This is a genomic window from Kitasatospora sp. NPDC023176 (assembly GCF_055560495.1).
This window is the reverse complement of the sequence record NZ_JBVHIP010000006.1, coordinates 202,896-220,453: the sequence shown is the minus strand read 5'-3', so window position 1 is coordinate 220,453 and position 17,558 is coordinate 202,896. Positions and strand designations below refer to the sequence as shown.

Annotated in this window: 18 protein-coding genes and 3 tRNA genes; 3 read left to right on the top strand and 18 right to left on the bottom strand. The window is 71.7% G+C overall.

Features of this window, described 5'->3' with window-relative positions; all coding sequences use genetic code 11:
• Nucleotides 1–52 precede the first annotated feature (52 nt).
• The 10 genes from rplJ to ACZ3YL_RS12135 form a co-directional block, all read right to left on the bottom strand.
• Nucleotides 53–616: a 50S ribosomal protein L10 gene (gene rplJ / locus ACZ3YL_RS12180; protein ID WP_188308276.1), complete on the bottom strand. Its 564-nt coding sequence runs from the start codon at nt 614–616 to the stop codon at nt 53–55.
• 359 nt (nt 617–975) lie between these two features.
• Nucleotides 976–1,854 carry an SCO4651 family lipoprotein gene (locus ACZ3YL_RS12175; protein ID WP_188308277.1) on the bottom strand — a complete coding sequence of 293 codons (879 nt, stop codon included), beginning with the start codon at nt 1,852–1,854 and terminating at the stop codon, nt 976–978.
• Between the two features lie 134 nt (nt 1,855–1,988).
• Entirely contained in the window at nt 1,989–2,939 is a 951-nt protein-coding gene (locus ACZ3YL_RS12170) for an SCO4651 family lipoprotein (protein WP_465656934.1), read from the bottom strand.
• 105 nt (nt 2,940–3,044) lie between these two features.
• Complete coding sequence (locus ACZ3YL_RS12165) at nt 3,045–3,890, bottom strand: SCO4651 family lipoprotein (protein ID WP_188308279.1); 846 nt, start codon at nt 3,888–3,890, stop codon at nt 3,045–3,047.
• A 104-nt stretch (nt 3,891–3,994) separates the two neighbouring features.
• Nucleotides 3,995–4,777, bottom strand: coding sequence for a hypothetical protein (locus tag ACZ3YL_RS12160; protein ID WP_465656932.1), 783 nt, complete (start codon nt 4,775–4,777; stop codon nt 3,995–3,997).
• Between the two features lie 198 nt (nt 4,778–4,975).
• Nucleotides 4,976–5,698 carry a 50S ribosomal protein L1 gene (rplA, locus tag ACZ3YL_RS12155; RefSeq protein ID WP_360494901.1) on the bottom strand — a complete coding sequence of 241 codons (723 nt, stop codon included), beginning with the start codon at nt 5,696–5,698 and terminating at the stop codon, nt 4,976–4,978.
• 76 nt (nt 5,699–5,774) lie between these two features.
• Nucleotides 5,775–6,209 (bottom strand): 50S ribosomal protein L11, encoded by a 435-nt coding sequence (gene rplK / locus ACZ3YL_RS12150; RefSeq protein WP_188308282.1) that lies wholly within the window; start codon nt 6,207–6,209, stop codon nt 5,775–5,777.
• A 164-nt stretch (nt 6,210–6,373) separates the two neighbouring features.
• The gene (gene nusG / locus ACZ3YL_RS12145) at nt 6,374–7,276 is read right to left on the bottom strand and encodes a transcription termination/antitermination protein NusG (RefSeq protein ID WP_188308283.1); all 903 of its coding nucleotides are present in this window, start codon (nt 7,274–7,276) and stop codon (nt 6,374–6,376) included.
• A gap of 207 nt (nt 7,277–7,483) precedes the next feature.
• Nucleotides 7,484–7,810, bottom strand: coding sequence for a preprotein translocase subunit SecE (gene secE / locus ACZ3YL_RS12140; RefSeq protein WP_188308284.1), 327 nt, complete (start codon nt 7,808–7,810; stop codon nt 7,484–7,486).
• Between the two features lie 150 nt (nt 7,811–7,960).
• Nucleotides 7,961–8,033: transfer RNA gene (locus ACZ3YL_RS12135), tRNA-Trp, on the bottom strand.
• Nucleotides 8,034–8,319: 286 nt separating this feature from the next.
• Here ACZ3YL_RS12135 and ACZ3YL_RS12130 point away from each other — a divergent pair.
• A complete protein-coding gene (locus ACZ3YL_RS12130; protein WP_188308285.1) occupies nt 8,320–9,567 on the top strand; it encodes a pyridoxal phosphate-dependent aminotransferase in 1,248 nt (415 codons plus the stop codon).
• 140 nt (nt 9,568–9,707) lie between these two features.
• Nucleotides 9,708–10,763 carry an adenosine deaminase gene (locus tag ACZ3YL_RS12125; protein ID WP_188308286.1) on the top strand — a complete coding sequence of 352 codons (1,056 nt, stop codon included), beginning with the start codon at nt 9,708–9,710 and terminating at the stop codon, nt 10,761–10,763.
• Between the two features lie 16 nt (nt 10,764–10,779).
• Here the strand turns inward: ACZ3YL_RS12125 and ACZ3YL_RS12120 are convergent, their stop codons facing one another.
• The 8 genes from ACZ3YL_RS12120 to ACZ3YL_RS12085 all read right to left on the bottom strand — a co-directional run bounded on the left by ACZ3YL_RS12120 (nt 10,780) and on the right by ACZ3YL_RS12085 (nt 15,779).
• Nucleotides 10,780–11,823 carry a UDP-N-acetylmuramate dehydrogenase gene (locus ACZ3YL_RS12120; RefSeq protein WP_465656929.1) on the bottom strand — a complete coding sequence of 348 codons (1,044 nt, stop codon included), beginning with the start codon at nt 11,821–11,823 and terminating at the stop codon, nt 10,780–10,782.
• Nucleotides 11,824–11,885: 62 nt separating this feature from the next.
• Nucleotides 11,886–13,538 (bottom strand): MFS transporter, encoded by a 1,653-nt coding sequence (locus tag ACZ3YL_RS12115; RefSeq protein ID WP_465656927.1) that lies wholly within the window; start codon nt 13,536–13,538, stop codon nt 11,886–11,888.
• 86 nt (nt 13,539–13,624) lie between these two features.
• Entirely contained in the window at nt 13,625–14,167 is a 543-nt protein-coding gene (locus tag ACZ3YL_RS12110) for a TetR/AcrR family transcriptional regulator (protein ID WP_188308292.1), read from the bottom strand.
• A gap of 145 nt (nt 14,168–14,312) precedes the next feature.
• A complete protein-coding gene (locus ACZ3YL_RS12105) occupies nt 14,313–14,735 on the bottom strand; it encodes a MaoC family dehydratase (protein WP_188308289.1) in 423 nt (140 codons plus the stop codon).
• Between the two features lie 5 nt (nt 14,736–14,740).
• Entirely contained in the window at nt 14,741–15,199 is a 459-nt protein-coding gene (locus ACZ3YL_RS12100; protein ID WP_188308290.1) for a MaoC family dehydratase N-terminal domain-containing protein, read from the bottom strand.
• A 143-nt stretch (nt 15,200–15,342) separates the two neighbouring features.
• On the bottom strand, nt 15,343–15,507 hold the full coding sequence (rpmG, locus tag ACZ3YL_RS12095) for a 50S ribosomal protein L33 (protein WP_006604855.1): 165 nt from the start codon (nt 15,505–15,507) through the stop codon (nt 15,343–15,345).
• Between the two features lie 83 nt (nt 15,508–15,590).
• A tRNA-Met gene (locus ACZ3YL_RS12090) sits at nt 15,591–15,663 on the bottom strand.
• Nucleotides 15,664–15,706: 43 nt separating this feature from the next.
• Nucleotides 15,707–15,779 (bottom strand) — tRNA-Thr (locus ACZ3YL_RS12085).
• Between the two features lie 262 nt (nt 15,780–16,041).
• Here ACZ3YL_RS12085 and ACZ3YL_RS12080 point away from each other — a divergent pair.
• Nucleotides 16,042–17,310, top strand: coding sequence for an amidohydrolase family protein (locus tag ACZ3YL_RS12080; RefSeq protein ID WP_465656925.1), 1,269 nt, complete (start codon nt 16,042–16,044; stop codon nt 17,308–17,310).
• The last annotated feature ends 248 nt before the right edge of the window (nt 17,311–17,558 follow it).

Here is a 17,558-nt window from a genome sequence, read left to right as displayed (position 1 = left end):
ATGTACGGGTTGGCGGGCGTACGGGCCCGCAGCGAGGCGTGAGCCTGCCGAATTACTCGGCGGCCTCGTCCTCGGCGGCGGGAGCCGGCGTACCGGCACCGCCCTGCTCGACCTTGTCGCGCAGCGCGTCCACAGTGCGGACGAGCTTCGACGGCAGGGCCTGGAAGAGCGCGGCAGCCTGGGACTGCTTGGCCTTCAGGGCACCCGCCAGCTTGGCGAGCAGCACCTCGCGGGACTCGAGGTCCGCGAGCTTCTTGATCTCATCGGCGGACAGCGCCTTACCGTCAAGGACACCGCCCTTGATGATGAGAGCGGGGTTCTCCTTGGCGAAGTCACGCAGAGCCTTCGCCGACTCCACCGGGTCACCGGTGACGAAGGCAACAGCCGTCGGACCGTTGAACAGGTCGTCGAGCTCGGAGATCCCGGCCTCATTGGCCGCGATCTTGGTCAGCGTGTTCTTCACCACGGCGTACTCGGCGTTCTCGCCGAGCGAGCGACGCAGAGTCTTGACCTGCTTCACCGAGAGACCGCGGTACTCGGTGAGCAGCGCCGCGGAGGAGCCACGGAACTTGTCCGTGATCTCGGCGACGGCGGCAGCCTTGTCGGGCCTGGCCATAGGCTTACGCCTCCTTCCGTGATGTCGAAGTCCGGCCGACCGCGAAAGTCGACCATTCACGCCTCGAACCGGCCGGACGGAAGGAAAGCCCTTGCGAAATGCAATGAGCCCCGGTGCGCAGGCGCACGGGGCTCGAAACGACCTCAACGGGCATTCGCGCGAACGCGGCACCCGGAAGTCGAAGCTCCAGACACACCTGCGCGGGCTGCCTGCGACGAATCGCAGATCCTTCGGCCACCCAACTCCCTGACGGGGGCGGGGCGACAACCAGCGGTCTTTGGCTTCCGCAACAGTAACCGGACCCGTCCGTACGAAGCAAATCGCCCTCGGACGGGTGAACCGCCGGGCCCGGACCGGGCTCAGCGGGCCAGCGGGGAGACCGTCCGGACCCCGGTGTCCACGGTGTCCGTCTCGGCCGGGGCCTGGGCCGAGAGCAGCGGACCGGCGAGGTCGGCGTAGAGCACCGAGTCGTCCGCCCGGCCGCTGTCCCCGTTGCCGGTGCGCTGGAGCCGGACCAGCTGGTCCTTGTCGTTCAGCCAGAGGTCCACGGTGAGCGAGATCGAGCCGCCGGGGGCCAGTGCGGCCCGCAGGCCGTCCCGGCGGGACTGGGTCAGCTGGGTCTGGGCGGCCGCGTACCGCTCGGCGGTGGTGGTCACCCGGTAGTGCTCGACCGTCGAGTCCTCGTACTTCTCCTCGCCGACGAAGGCCGGGTCGACCCCGTCGGCGGTGGCCGCGGCCAGCGCCTCGACCGGGTTCAGCAGGTCGATCAGCCCCGCGTACGGGACGTCCTTGTGGCCGTCCGGGTCGGGCGGGACGGAGAAGCGCTCCCAGTGCTTGCCGCCGTGCTTGGCCGCGGTGGCGGCGTCGCCGCCCTGGTAGGCGACGGTGTCCACGACGATCAGCTGTTCGGCGTCGCCCGGGGTGGAGCGCTTGATCTGCAGCGCCGTCTTGGGCGACCAGAACAGCGGACCGGACCCGGCGTCCGCGCCCAGCCGGTAGCTGACCTTGGCCCGGCGGGCGGTCTGCATGGCCAGCTGGGCGGAGAGCAGCACCCCGTGCGGCGAGCGGTCGGTGGGCTTGGCCGGCCCGGTCGGGGTGGCGGCGGTCGCGGGGGCGCTGCTCGCGCTGGAGCCGGTGGACGGCGAGGCGGGCGCGTCCTCGCCCCCGCCGCAGCCGGTCAGCCCGCCCGCGAGCACGGCGACGACGGCCAGTGCCGCCAGCCGCTGCCGTCCCGCCATCGTCCGTTCCTCTCTCACCGGGCCACCTTGCCATCCGGACCGGGCTCGGCCGGTGGCGGCCCCCTGGCCGAGCCCCACCGGGCCCGGCCCGTCCACCGGGACGGACGAGTCGGGCACCGGACCGGGCAGCCGGGTCAGCTGCCGGCGGCGTTCTTGCCGAGCTGCGCCAGCTCGGCGATCTCGATCGTGTCGGACTTGGCCGGCGCGGTCGTGGCGACCGGGGTGCCGTAGTCGGAGTAGGTGACGGCGAACTTCATCGCGCCGGCCTTGGTGTCGGCCTGCGCGGCCTGCTTGAGCACCAGCTGGTCGGCGTCCACCCAGATGTCGACGGTCTCGCTGGTGACCCCCGCGGCGGTCATCGACTTCTTCACGTGGTCGAGCTGCTCCGGGGTCAGCTGGTTGGCGTTGGCCGCGGCCAGGTCGGACACCTTCAAGGTGCCGGTGTAGTGGGTGGCCGGCGTGCCGTTCACCGTCTCCTGGCCGACCTCGGTCACGCTGCCGGAGGCGATCACCGAGCGCACCGCCTCCACCGGGTCGGCCTTCTTCAGCTGGTCGGCGCTGCCCGCGCCGCCGGCACCGCCCTGCAGCTTGGCCATGTCGTCGTAGCCGACGTGCACCCAGTGCCGCCCGTCGGAGGCCTTCAGGGCGTCGCCACCGAGCTTCATGTACATGCCGTCCTGGACGAACCGGTACACGAACGCCGTGCCACCGATGCTGCCGGCCATCTTCTCGGCGCCCGGGGTGCCGGACATGTCCATCGTCATGTCGCCCTGGAGACCGTCGCCCCAGGCCAGCGCGCCGCCGGCCTTCATCGAGACGGAGCCGATCGTGATCTCCTCGGCGACCTTGGCCGACTTGGCGGCGCCGGTCTTCTTGGTGACCTGCTCCAGGAAGACCGCCGGGCTCACCTTGGCCGGCGGGGCGGCCGGGGCGGCGGCGGAGGTCGCGGCGGCGGCACCGGCCGGCGCGGCCGGGGCGGCCGGGGCGGCGTTCTTGCCGCCGGAGTCGTTGTTGTCGCAGGCGGTCGCGGTCAGCGCCAGAGCGGCGAGGACGACGGCGACGGCGGTCTTCTGGGTTCCAGCCATGGTGTTCCCCCCTTGAGAACCCCCGGGCGCGCGACGCGCCCGGGGTGGTAGCCGGTGTTGCGGCGGGTGGAGCCGGCGGGGCTCCGGTTCGAGCGTTCGGCCGGATCAGCCGAACAGCTTGAGGAGGTCGGCCTGGGAGCCGAGGTCGCCCGCGGCGGGCGCCTCGATCTTGGTGCCCTTGCCGAGGTCGGAGTACTTGACGGTGACGGCCTTCTGCTCGCCGTTGGTGTCGCCGTACTCCTGGTACTTGACGAGCTCCTGCTTGCCGTTCAGCCAGAAGTCGATGGTGAGGGTCTTGCCGTCCTCCTCCAGCGTCTTCTGGACGGACTGGCGCTGCTCGGCCGTCAGCGAGGTCATCCCGGCCACCAGGGTGGCGGTGTCCTCGACCGCCCGCAGGTGGGTGGTCTGGACGCCGTCCACGCTCTCCTGGCCGACCTTGCTGAGCTTGCCGCTGCCGGCCGCGATGGTGAGCTGGGCGACCGGGTTCATCATCTGGCCCATCACCACGAAGGCGCCGCCCATCTCCTCCGAGGAGGGCACCTTGACCCAGTGCTTGCCCTGCAGGGCCGCGGTCGTGGCGTCGTCGCCGCCGACGTAGGCGTCCGCCCCGATCACCCGGATCTTGAGCTTCTTGCCGTCCATGTCGCTGGCCACGTCCAGGGCGACCTTGCCCGGGTCCTTCCAGTCGGCGGTGCCGCTGCCGCCCGGGCTGGAGGCGTCCGGCGAGGTCATGGCGACCTTGCCGTTGCCGGCCTTCTGCATCACCAGGGCGGCGGCGGCGAGCGCGGCCTTCGGGTCCGCGCTCAGCCCGGCCGCGGCGGCGGCCGCGCCGGCGTCCTTGGCGTCGTTGGCGGTGGCCTTGCTGTCGCCGCCCTTGCTGCCGCAGGCGGTGAGGGCGGCCAGCAGGACGGCGGCGGTCGCGACGGTCGAGGCGAGGCGGACAGCACGCATGGAGGTACCCCCGTAAGTTCTTCGGAAGAGCCGATCCTCAGCTTCTTCTCAGCCGGACTCTAACGGATCGCCAAGTCCGGCCCGCACCGGATATCCCGCTCCCGTCACCCGGCGGCGGCGGGTGTCGTCTCCCCCTCCCCGGCGGCTGAGACATCCGTTGTGGTCACCGTGGTTCCGGCGCTTCCCCGGGCGCTCTCACGCAGCCTCAGCAGCCGCTGACCGGGGCCGACCCAGACGTCGTAGCCGATCTCGGTGACCCCGCGCTGCCGGTACCAGCCGACCACCACGGCCAGCTGCTGGGGGGTCAACTCCCGGTCCGCGCCGAAGTAGTCGGCCACCGGGGCGGTGCCCCGGTAGTGCGCGACGGTCGTCCCGTCGAGCTGCTCGCCGCCGAGCGAGCCGAGCCGGTCGGTCTGCGCCATCGCGTACGCCCGGCTGCCCGGATTGGTGACCAGCGCGGTCATCCAGCCGCCCGCGTAGCCGGCCGGGTCGGTGCCGGCCGCCGGGTCGAGCGACTCCGCGGTGGCGCGTTCCGCGTGCTTGGCCGCGCCCCCCTGGTAGGCGAGGTCGAGCCCGCCGTCCCGGAGGGCCAGCCGCGCGGTGCCCAGTTCGTCGGTGACGGTCAGCGCGGCCTCGTCCCGGTCGCCCCAGACCAGGGTGCCGTCGGCGGTGCGGCGGCCGTCCGGGCCCTCCCGCACCAGGTCGATCCGGGCGCCGCCGGTGTCGTCCAGGGCCTGGGCGGCCGCGAGCACCACCTGCTTGGGCGGGATCGGCGCCGGCGCACCGGGAACGCGGGTGCCCGGGGCGGCCAGCACGCTGCATCCGGTGGAGACGCCGAGCAGCAGCAGGGCCGCCGCGAGCGCGGCGGGGCGAAGGGCGGGCGGCACGGCACACTCCGGCGGTCACAGGTTCTCCACATGATCTGACCGGCAGAGCGTACGACGACTCGGGCACGCGTTCCCATTCCTCCGTGTCCCGATCCGGCAACCGTTCGAGCGGCCCCCGGAGAACGAACGACGGCGGGCCCGCACCCCCGGTGAAGGGGGTACGGGCCCGCCGTGCGGACAGCTCTAGAGCACTGGGGCTCAGACCGCGGCCGGGTCCTCCTCGGTGAGGAGGTTGCGGGTGCGGTTCGGGTCCACCTGGATGCCGGGGCCCATGGTGGTCGAGAACGCGGTCTTCTTGATGTAGCGGCCCTTGGCGGCGGACGGCTTGGCGCGGAGCACCTCGTCCAGCGCGGCGGCGTAGTTCTCGACCAGCTGCTCGTCGGTGAAGGAGGCCTTACCGATGATGAAGTGCAGGTTCGAGTGCTTGTCGACGCGGAACTCGATCTTGCCGCCCTTGATCTCGTTCACGGCCTTGGCCACGTCCGGGGTCACGGTGCCGGTCTTCGGGTTCGGCATCAGGCCACGGGGGCCGAGCACGCGGCCCAGGCGACCGACCTTGCCCATGAGGTCCGGGGTGGCGACGACGGCGTCGAAGTCGAGGCGGCCCTTGGCGACCTCGTCGATGAGCTCGTCGGAGCCGACGATGTCGGCGCCCGCAGCACGCGCGGCCTCGGCACGCTCGCCGGTCGCGAAGACCAGGACCCGAGCGGTCTTACCGGTGCCGTGCGGGAGGATCACGGTGCTGCGGACCATCTGGTCGGCCTTGCGCGGGTCGACGCCCAGACGCATGGCGACCTCGACGGTGCCGTCGAACTTGGTGGTGCTGGTCGCCTTGGCGAGGCGGACGGCCTCGAGGGGGGCGTAAAGGCGCTCGCGGTCGACCTGGGCGTCCGCGGCCTTCAGGGCCTTGCTGCGCTTCATAGCTGCTCCTGAATGGTGAATGGAGTTGTGGTGTCCCGGGCCTGCGCGGGCCCTACCACAGAGGACGAAGGGGCTGTCAGCCCTCGACGGTGATGCCCATCGACCGGGCGGTGCCGGCGATGATCTTCGCCGCGGCGTCCAGGTCGTTGGCGTTCAGGTCGGGCATCTTGGTCGTGGCGATCTCGCGGACCTGGGCGCTCGTGAGCTTGGCGACCTTGGTCTTGTGCGGCTCGCTGGAGCCCTTGTCGACGCCCGCAGCCTTCAGGATGAGGCGCGCGGCCGGCGGCGTCTTCGTGATGAAGGTGAAGGAACGGTCGTCGTAGACCGTGATCTCCACCGGCACGATCATGCCGCGCTGCGACTCGGTCGCAGCGTTGTAGGCCTTGCAGAACTCCATGATGTTGACGCCGTGCTGGCCCAGCGCGGGGCCGACCGGCGGCGCCGGGTTGGCCGCACCGGCGTTGATCTGGAGCTTGATAAGCCCCGTGATCTTCTTCTTCTTGGGAGGCATGTCTCTCCGGGTCCTTCCGAGAGGTGATTGCTGGTGCGTGCGGAACCGGGGCGACTCCCGGCCGCCAGCACACACATCAGACCAGGCTAACGCGTCCGCGCCGCTGGACCAAAACGGATTCGGGGCAGGGCCTCAGCCCTGCCCCGAATCCGAAGACCGTGGGACTAGTTCTTCTGGATCTGGTCGAAGGAGAGCTCGACCGGGGTCTCCCGGCCGAAGATCTCGACCAGGCCCTTGACCTTCTTCGAGTCCGGGTTGATCTCGTTGATGGTCGCCTGGAGGGTCGCGAACGGGCCGTCGGTGACGGTGACCGAGTCGCCGACCTCGAAGTCCAGGACCTGGATCTCGCTGGGCTTGACCGGCGAGGGCTTGCCGGCCTCCTTGGCCGCCTGGCGCTCGACGTCCGGGGCGAGCATCTTGACGACCTCGTCCAGGGTCAGCGGGTACGGGTCGTAGGCGTTGCCCACGAAGCCGGTGACACCGGGGGTGTTGCGCACGACGCCCCAGGACTCGGGAGTGAGGTCCATGCGCACCAGGACGTAGCCGGGGAGCTTGTTCTGGCGGATGGTCTTGCGGTCGCCGTTCTTGATCTGGACGACCTCCTCCTGCGGCACCTCGGCCTGGAAGATGTACTCCTCGACGTTCAGCGAGACGGCGCGCTGCTCCAGGTTCTGCTTCACCCGGTTCTCGTAGCCGGCGTAGGTGTGGATCACGTACCACTCACCCGGCATGAAGCGCAGGTCCTCGCGGAACTTGGCGACCGGGTCGACCTCGGCCTCCTCCTCGGCGGCCTCGTCCTCAGCGGTCTCGTCCTCGGCGGGCTCCTCGTCGGCCGACTCCTCGGCGACGGGCTCCTCCTCGCCCTCCACGTGCAGAGCGGCCTCCTCGGCCGGCTCACCCGCCTCGGCCTCGTCGTACGCCTCGACCTCGTCCTCGTCGCCGTCCGCGGCGTCGACGATCTGCTCGGCGGACTCGGTGTCGTCAGCCAGCTCGGCCGCGTCCAGCTCGGCGGCGACATCCGCCTCGCGGACGGTCTCGTCGGCGTCGTACAGGGGGGACTCAGACACGGTGGCTGCTTCTTTCCTGGAGATGGTGAAGGTGGCGCGCTCCGAAACCGGACCGGCGCGCGGCCGCTCACGCGGGCGCCAGGAGAGGTCTCGGAGACTTCAACAGTACCGAGTCCACGGTACGCGCGCGTACGTCCGCCGCCGACAGCTCGACCCGGACCGATGATTCGGCCCGGGTCGGGGGGTGGTTCGGAGGTGCGGGCTCGATCAGCCGAAGACGAGGAAGCTCAGCTTGGAGAGGCCGTAGTCGAGGCCGGCGACGAAGCCCATCATGACCACGACGAAGGTCACCACGACCGTGGTGTAGTTGGTGAGCTCGCTCCGAGTGGGCCAGACGACCTTGCGCAGCTCGGCGATGATCTGGCGGTAGAAGAGGCCCATCCGCGCGAACGGACCCATCTTGGCCCGCTTGCCGGACTTCTTCTGCTTGCCGGACTTCTTGTCGCCCTCGGCAGACGTGGTCTCGGCAGCGCCGTCGGCCCCCTCGGGGTTGCCGCTCTCAGGCGTTGCGGTGGAGCCCGTGGTCTCCGTCACTCGTCCTCACCTGAATCCGGGTCCGGCCGAACATCACCTGCGTACCCGTTTCAGGCACGAGCGGTCGGCTTAAGCGGTGCTGATCGGTGCCCTCTCCGCATCAAGCCCGCTCGCTCTGTGGAGCGAACGGGCTGAATACGGGTCAAGCAGCAGGGCAAGAGGGACTCGAACCCCCAACCGCCGGTTTTGGAGACCGGTGCTCTACCAATTGAGCTATTGCCCTACAGAACCTCGCGGCTCCTGGTGGCGACCAACCTACCGCATCTCCCCCCGCTGTCTGTACAGGCGGTGGAAGCTCCGGTCTTTTCCGGTGGGCCGTCGAGGAGCGAGTGTACGTGGTCGAGGGGTGTTTGGTCGAACCTCTTCTTCCGGAGCCGACGACCGCCCGGCGGATCTCAGGCCCGGTGGGGCGGTCACCGGCGGATCGCCGGGGACCGCGATGCGGACGGAGCCGTACGGATGATGAAACCGCCCTGCCCGGTCCGTCCCGATTCTGCGACGATGCAGGCATGAGCGCTTCCACCCCGCAGCCCGACCAGTCCATCCGCCCCGCCGACCGCCGGGTCTCCGCCCGGATCGGCGCGATCGCCGAGTCCGCGACCCTCGCCGTGGACGCCAAGGCCAAGGCCCTCAAGGCCGCCGGCCGGCCGGTGATCGGCTTCGGAGCCGGCGAGCCCGACTTCCCCACGCCGGACTACATCGTCGAGGCGGCCGTCGAAGCCTGCCGCGACCCGAAGAACCACCGCTACACCCCGGCGGGTGGCCTGCCCGAGCTGAAGGCCGCGATCGCCGCCAAGACGCTGCGCGACTCCGGCTACCAGGTGGACGCCTCCCAGGTGCTGGTCACCAACGGTGGCAAGCAGGCGATCTACGAGGCCTTCGCCGCGATCCTCGACCCGGGCGACGAGGTCATCATCCCGGCCCCGTACTGGACCACCTACCCGGAGTCGGTCCAGCTGGCCGGCGGCGTCCCGGTGGAGGTCCTCTCCGACGAGACCACCGGCTACAAGGTGTCGGTCGAGCAGCTGGAGGCCGCCCGCACCGAGAACTCCAAGGTGGTGCTGTTCGTCTCGCCGTCCAACCCGACCGGCGCGGTGTACACCAAGGCCGAGGCCGAGGCGATCGGCCGCTGGGCGCTGGAGCACGGCCTGTGGGTGCTCACCGACGAGATCTACGAGCACCTGGTCTACGGCGACGCGACCTTCACCTCGCTGCCGGCCCTGCTGCCCGAGCTGGCCGACAAGTGCATCGTCGTCAACGGCGTCGCCAAGACCTACGCGATGACCGGCTGGCGGGTGGGCTGGGTGATCGGCCCCAAGGACGTGATCAAGGCCGCGACCAACCTGCAGTCGCACGCGACCTCCAACGTCTCCAACGTCGCCCAGCGCGCCGCGCTGGCCGCCGTCGCGGGCGACCTGGACGCCGTGGCCGAGATGCGGGAGGCCTTCGACCGCCGCCGCAAGACCATCGTGCGGATGCTCAACGAGATCGAGGGCGTCCTGTGCCCCGAGCCCGAGGGCGCGTTCTACGTCTACCCGTCGGTCAAGGGCCTGCTGGGCAAGGAGATCCGCGGCAGGCGCCCGCAGACCTCCGGCGAGCTGGCCACCCTGATCCTGGACGAGGCCGAGGTCGCGGTCGTCCCGGGCGAGGCCTTCGGCACCCCCGGCTACCTGCGGCTCTCCTACGCGCTCGGTGACGCCGACCTGATCGAGGGCGTCGGCCGGGTCCAGAAGCTGCTCGGCGAGGCCCGCGACTGACCTCACCGGTCAACCCGGCACCCGGGATTCACCCGCCGCACCGGCGAGCGGGCGCATGGCCGCACCGCCCTCTTTCACCCCTTCGGGGGACGGAAAGGGGGCGGTTCCCGTTTGGGGGTCGGATACGGCAGTATCGGCGAATGGAACGCCTGTTGAACCCGCGAGACGTCAGGGGCCTCCCGAAGGCCCACCTGCACCTGCACTTCACCGGCTCGATGCGGCCCGCCACCCTCCTGGAGCTGGCCGACAAGCACGGCGTCCGGCTGCCGGAGGCCCTCAGCTCCGCCGAGCCGCCCAAACTGCGCGCCACCGACGAGCGCGGCTGGTTCCGCTTCCAGCGTCTCTACGACACCGCCCGCTCGGTGCTCCGGGACGAGTCGGACATCCGGCGGCTGGTCCTGGAGACCGCCCAGGACGAGCGGCGGGAGGGCTCCCGCTGGCTGGAGATCCAGGTCGACCCGACCTCCTACGCGCCCCGGCTCGGCGGACTGATCCCCGCGCTGGAGCTGATCCTGGACGCGGTGGAGCACGCCGCGGCGGCCACCGGGGTGGGCATCCGGGTGCTGGTCGCGGCGAACCGGATGAAGTCCCCGATGGACGCCCGGACGCTCGCCCGGCTCGCCGTCCGCTACGCCGACCACGGTGTTGTCGGCTTCGGCCTCTCCAACGACGAGCGCCGCGGCCTGGCCCGGGACTTCGACCGGGCCTTCGAGATCGCCCGCAAGGGCGGGCTGCTGGCCGCCCCGCACGGCGGCGAACTGGCCGGCCCGGAGTCCGTCCGGGACTGCCTGGACGACCTGGGCGCCGGCCGGATCGGCCACGGCGTCCGGGCCGCCGAGGACCCCAGGCTGATGGCCCGGCTGGCGGACCGCCAGATCACCTGCGAGGTCTGCCCGGCCTCCAACGTCTCGCTCGGCGTCTACGAGCGCCCCGAGGAGGTGCCGCTGCGCCGGCTGTTCGACGCCGGGGTGCCGCTGGCGCTCGGCGCGGACGACCCGCTGCTGTTCGGCAGCCGGCTGGCCGCCCAGTACGACCTGGCCCGGGACGCCCTGGGCTTCAGCGACGCCGAACTCGCCGAGCTGGCACGGCAGTCGGTGCGCGGCTCGTGCGCGCCGGAGGCCGTCCGCAAGGAGCTGCTGGCGGACATCGACGCCTGGCTGGTGGGCACCCCGGTGCCGGCCGGGAGCACCGCCTAGGGTCCGAAGACGGACCCTAGAGCTTGACGCCCACCATCACGGGCTCGTTCACCAGCTCCACCCCGAAGGCCTCGCGGACCCCGTCCCGGATCTCCCGGGCCAGGGCCAGCAGGTCCTCGGCGGTGGCCGCGCCGCGGTTGGTGAGCGCCAGGGTGTGCTTGGTGGAGAGCGTCGCCGGGCCGTCGCCGTAGCCCTTGCCGAAGCCCGCCCGGTCGATCAGCCAGGCCGCCGAGGTCTTGGTACAGCCCTCCGGGGCCGGATAGGCGGGGGCGTTCTCGGCCCCCGGGCGGATACGGAAGGACTCGTACTGCGCCGCCGTGAGCACCGGGTTGGTGAAGAAGGAGCCGGCCGACCAGGTGTCGTGGTCCGCCGGGTCCAGCACCATGCCCTTGCCGGAACGCAGCCCCAGCACCGCCTCGTACGCCTCGGCCAGCGGCACCCGCTCGCCCTGCTCGACGCCGAAGTGCCTGGCCACCTCCGCGTACTTGACCGGGGTGGAGAGCCCCGCGTGGTCCGCCAGCGCGAACCGCACCCGCAGCACCACGTAGCGGTCCGGCTCGGCCTTGAAGCGGCTGTGCCGGTAGGAGAAGCGGCAGCCGGCGTTGTCGAGCGTGACCACCTCGCCCGCCGTGCGGTCGTACGCGACCACCTCGGTGACCGTCTGGGCCACCTCCTGGCCGTACGCGCCGACGTTCTGCACCGGGGTCGCGCCGGCCGAGCCGGGGATGCCGGCCAGGAACTCGATCCCGGCCAGGCCGTGCTCGCGCACCGTACGGGCGACCGCCTCCGACCACACCTCGCCGGCCGCCAGCTCCAGCACCGTGCCCGCCAGGTCGAAGCCGGTGGTGGCGATCCGCAGCACCGTGCCGGGGAAGCCGGCGTCGCCGATCACCAGGTTGGAGCCGCCGCCGAGGACCAGCAGCGGCTCGCCGGCCGCGTCGGCCTCGCGGACGGCGGCGATCACCTCGTCGTCGGTGTGGGCGGTCACCAGCCGGCGGGCCGGGCCGCCGAGCCGGAGCGTGGTCAGCGGGGCGAGGGGGGCGTCGTTTTCTACCAGCACGCCCACCAGCGTACGGGGACGGGGGCGACCGCCCGGCCGCCCCCGTGACCCGCGCCCGCCGTTCAGGCCTTCGCGGCCTCGACCGGGACGGGCTGCCCGTCCTCGGGCCCGGTGACCGCCCCGTCCTGGCCGGCCGCCACGCCCGCCGTGACGTCCGCCGCCGCTTCCTCGGCCTCGACGGCCCGCTCGATCGACGCGGCCTGCTCGGCTTCGACCACCGCGACCGACTCGACCGACCCGACCGGCTTCGACCGGCTCGGCAGCAGCAGCGCGCAGGCCCCGGCCGCCAGCACCACCGCGGCGCCGACGTACAGCGCGGGCACCATCGCGTCCACGAAGGTCCCGACCGAGCCGTCGCCGCCCTGCTCGGAGAAGACCGCCGCCAGCACGGCCACCCCGAGCGCGCCGCCGACCTCGCGCAGCGCGTTGTTGGCCCCGGAGGCGATGCCCTGCTCCTCGGGCCGGACGCTGTCCATCACCATCGCGGCGGTCGGCGCGAAGTACATCGACATGCCGATCCCGCACATCACCACGGCGGGCACCACCGGGCCGTACGCGTAGTGCCCGAGTCCGGCGTTGATCGCCGCGTACAGCGCCAGGCCGACGCCCTGCAGCACCAGTCCGAGGACCACGATCAGCCGGCCGCCGAAGCGGTCGGCCAGGATGCCGGCGAGCGGCGCGACGATCAGCCCGACCCCGGTCCACGGGAGCATCCGGATGCCGGCCTCCTCCGGGGTGTAGCCGCCGACGGTCTGCAGGTGCTGGCTGATCAGGAAGATCGAGCCGAACATCCCGAGGGACATCAGCAGGCCGGAGGCGTTGACGGCGGTGAACGTCCGGTTGCGGAACAGCCGCATCGGCAGCATCGGGTGCCGGGCACCGCGCTGCTCGTACCGCACGAAGGCGATCAGCAGCACCACGCCGCCGGCCAGCGCGGCCAGCACCAGCGGGCTGGTCCAGCCGTCCGGGTTGCCGCGGATCAGGCCGAGCACCACGCCGAACAGGCCGAGGCTGACCAGGACGGTGCCGACCACGTCCAGGGCCGGGTTGGCGCCCCGGCTCTCACGCAGCTTCAGGGCGGCCAGCGGCACCAGCACGATGCCGACCGGGACGTTCACCCAGAAGATCCACTGCCAGGAGAAGTTCTCGGTCAGGGTGCCGCCGACCAGCGGGCCGGTGGCGATGGCCAGGCCGTTGACGCCGGCCCAGATGCCGAAGGCCATCCCGCGCTTGGCGGCGGGGATGGCGGCGGTCAGCAGGGTGAGGGTGAGCGGCATCGACACCGCGGCCCCGACGCCCTGGACGGCGCGGGCGGCGATCAGCTCGCCGATGCCGGGCGAGAGCGCCGCCGCGGCCGAGCCGGCGGTGAAGAGCGTGAGCCCGATCAGGAACATCCGGCGGCGGCCGAAGCGGTCGCCGAGCGCCGCGCCGAACATCAGCAGCACGGCGAAGGAGAGGGTGTAGGCGCTGACCGTCCACTCCAGGTCGGACAGTCCGCCGCCGAGCTCCTCGCGGATGGACGGCAGCGCGGTGGTGACGACCAGGTTGTCCAGCGCGGCCATGAAGCCCGCGAGGGCGGTGATCACCAGGGTCCAGACGCCGGTGCGGCCGAGGCCCGGCTTCTCCGTCGCGACGGCGGCCGAGGCCCCGGCCGCCGTCGATATCGCCTTCCCGGTCGTGCTCCCGGCTGTGTTCTCCGCCGTTTTCTCCGTCATGACGTCCCCCAGGGTTCCTGAATAGTTATTGATCACTAACTTTCACGGGCCGAGAAAAGGCCGCACGGACTCCGCCGTGCGACCCGCTACTCGGCTTCCTCGTGCTCGCCGAAGCCGTCCCAGATCCGGTGCTCCCGGGGGAAGCCCAACGCCACCAGCGTGTTGATCAGCATCCCGTAGGCGAAGAACTCCGTGGTTCCCTGCACATCGCCGCCGACCCGCTCCCGGACCCGCTCGAACAGCTCCCCCCACAGCCGCCGGGCGGTCTCGCCGATCTCGTCCTCGCCGGCCATCCGGGAGGCGAACACCGAGACGTAGAGCTGCATCTGCATCATGAGCTGCTCACCGTCCTCGACCAGGCCCATGTACGCCTCGGACATCTTGGCGGCGGCCTCCTCGCCGGTCAGCCCGGCCGACGCCACGTCGAAGACCTTCCAGGTCTCCTCGATGCAGCGCTCGGCGGCGGCCGTGAAGATCGCCTGCTTGCCCGGGAACAGCCGGAACAGGTACGGCTGCGAGACGCCCACCCGGCGGGCGATCGCCTCGGTGGACGTCCCCCGGTAGCCGTTCCTGGCGAACTCGATCATCGCGGCCCGGATGACGCTCTCGCGCCGCTCCTCCGCACTCATCCGCATGCTCGTCTTCGCCACGGGATCAAAGTTAGTGACCAATCACTATCTCCGCAAGCCCTTCGCCCGAACCGCCCCGAACGACGGACCGCCCGGCGGCCCGCGGAACGGGCTGCCGGGCGGTCCGCGCCGGAAAGCGGGTGACTCAGGCGAGCCGGACGACCGCCCGGGACATCCCCAGCACCTTCTGCCCGCCCGAGGTGGCCAGCAGGTCGACCTGCACCTTGCGGTCGTCCAGCTTCTTGGCGACCTTGGCCGAGACCTCGATCACCGCGCCGACCCCGTCGTTCGGCACCGGCACCGGCCGGGTGAAGCGCACGCCGTACTCGACCACCGCGGCCGGGTCGCCGACCCAGTCGGTGACCACCCGGATCGCCTCGGCCATGGTGAACATGCCGTGCGCGATGACGTCCGGCAGACCGACCTCCAGCGCGAACTTCTCGTTCCAGTGGATCGGGTTGAAGTCGCCGGAGGCGCCCGCGTAGCGCACCAGTGTGGCGCGGGTCACCGGGAAGGACTGCGCCGGCAGCTCGGTGCCGACCTCGACCTCGTCGTAGTCGATCGCCATCGCGCTCACTCCCCCGTCTCGTCGGCGGCCCGGGCCACCAGCGTCATGATCGCCGTCACCACGTGCTCGCCGCTCTCGTCCGCCACCTCGCCGCGCACGGTGAGCACGTCGTTGCCCGCCAGCGACTTGATGTTGTCGATGGTCACCGCGACCGTCAGCCGGTCTCCGGCCTGCACCGGGCGGCTGTAGCGGAACTTCTGGTCACCGTGCACCACCCGGCTGTAGTCGAGGCCCAGCTCCGGGTCCTCGACGACCTGGCCGGCCGCCTGGAAGGCGATCGCGAACGGGAAGGTCGGCGGGGCGATCACGTCCCGGTGGCCCAGCGCCTTCGCGGCCTCCGCGTCGGTGTACGCCGGGTTGGCGTCCCCGATCGCGACCGCGAACTCGCGGATCTTCTCCCGGCCGACCTCGTACGGCTCGGTGGGCGGGTAACTACGCCCGATGAAGGAGGGGTCGAGCGCCATGGCAGCTCCTCGGAACGCGGATGGAAACGCGGGATGGAAACGCGGACGGATACGAAAAAGACTCCGGGCCACACCCCCCTGTTGAGGGATGCGGCCCGGAGTCGAAGACCTGATTCACACAGGCCCGGCGCCCTGCGACAGGGTCAGCGGGTCTCGCGGTGAGCGGTGTGCGAGTTGCAGCGGGGGCAGTGCTTCTTCATCTCAAGACGGTCCGGGTCATTACGCCGGTTCTTCTTGGTGATGTAGTTCCGCTCCTTGCACTCCACGCAGGCCAGCGTGATCTTCGGGCGGACGTCGGTGGCAGCCACGGGAGTGCCTTCCTTGGACAACGAATAAGAACACAACAAGAGTAGCCGACCGGGAGTGCGATCTCCCGACCGACTACGCGGGGTAGCGGTGACCGGACTTGAACCGGTGACACAGCGATTATGAGCCGCTTGCTCTACCAACTGAGCTACACCGCCACAGTGATCAGCAGCACAGCCGAAGCTGACTGCCTTTCACCAGAGCCCCCATGCGGAATCGAACCGCAGACCTTCTCCTTACCATGGAGACGCTCTACCGACTGAGCTATAGGGGCGAACGAGGAAGAGATTACACGTTCCGCGCCCAGAGGTGAAATCCGTATCCCGAGGCGAAGACCGCAGGTCGGCGCGGTGCACGGACGGACGATCCAAGGCCGGGCGTTCGATCGCCCCCGAAGCCGGGCGCCCCGAGCCGATACGACTATTGCTTGCCTCCCGGCACCCCGCCCCCGTGCGCCATAGGCTCGACGCTCATTGGCCGGGGCACCGGCCGATCCCCCCACTGGGCCCACTGGCCAGCGCGAGAAGGAGCCGGCGATGGACAGCGCAGCCGCCGACGGGCCGAACTCAGGGCCCGGCCCGGCGGCCAACCCGCTCGGGCACGGCCCGGTCCTGCTGCTCACCGGAGCCCGACTGGCCGACGGGCGGGTGGTGGACGTCCGGATCAGCGGCGACCGGATCCAGGCGGTCGGCACCGTCGGCAGCCTCGGCCCACTGCCCGCCCTGCCCGGCACCCCCACCGTCACCACCGGCGCCCGGATCGACCTCAAGGGCTACCTGCTGCTCCCGGCCCCCGCCGAGGCGCACGCCCACTACGACTCCGCCTTCTCCGCCGCCCTGCCCGCCCCGCCGCCGGACACCCCCGCCGACCTCACCCGCCGGGTCACCGAGGCCGCGCTCACCTCGCTCGGCTACGGCGCCACCGCCCAGCGCACCCACGTACGGATCGGCGACGTGCACGGGCTGCGCCCGCTGGAGGCGGTGCTCACCGCCCGCCAGGCACTGCGGGGCCTGGCCGAACTCCAGGCGGTGGCGATGCCCCGGCTGCTCACCGGCCGGGCCGGCGCGGACGGGCGCGCCCAACTGCGCGAGGCCCTCAAGCTGGGCGCCACCGCGGCCGGCGGCTGCCCGGAGCTGGACCCGGACCCGGCCGGGTACGTACAGCTGCTGCTGGAGGCCGCCCGGGACGCGGACTGCCCGGTGGACCTGCACACCACCGCCGCGGACGCGGCCCAACTCGCGCGACTGGCAAGCGCCTTGGCGCCGCTGCGGCCGCGGGTGGCGCTCGGGCCGTGCGGGGCGCTGCCGCGCGGCGCAGCCACGGTGCTGGCCACCAGCGGGGTGCGGGTGGTCTGGCTGCCGCAGAACGGCGGCTGCACCGGGCTGGAGGGCCGTCCGGCCGCCCCGCGGCCCGGCCTGGTACGGGAGTTGGCCGCGGCCCGGGTGCCGATGGCGGCCGGCAGCGGTGCTCTGCGGGACCAGTCCAACCCGGTCGGCCGAGCCGATCCGCTGGAGTCGGCCTACCTCCTCGCGGCGGGCGGGGAGCTGGACCCGGGCGCGGCGTACGACGCGGTGGCGAACCAGGCGCGGGCGACGCTCGGACTGCCGCCGGTCCGGGTGGACGCCGGGTTCCCGGCGGAGCTGCTGGCGGTGCGCGGGGACAGCCTGGCCGGGGCGCTCGCGGGCGGGCACAGCCGGCTGGTGGTGCACAGCGGCCGGGTGGTCAGCCGGACCAGTGCGGTACGGGAGTTCGCGGACACCGTGGCGCTGGCGCTGCCCCGGCAATCCGGCGGCACGGACTGCTGAACCGACTGCTGAACGGACCGCTGAACAGGCTGCTGAACAGGCGCGACGAGCGGGTGGAGCGGCGGAAACCAAAGGGGCGCGCGATTCGCATCGCGCGCCCCTCCCCCATTACTGGCCGCCCTTGGATGGCGGCTGGAGCGGCCCCAGGCTTCCCCCACATGGAGCAGGGCCCGCTCGTTCCAGCACTGACACTACGACCACGGAGCACCGCCCCGACCGGCCTTGACGCTCTCCTGTCGCCCACCGGG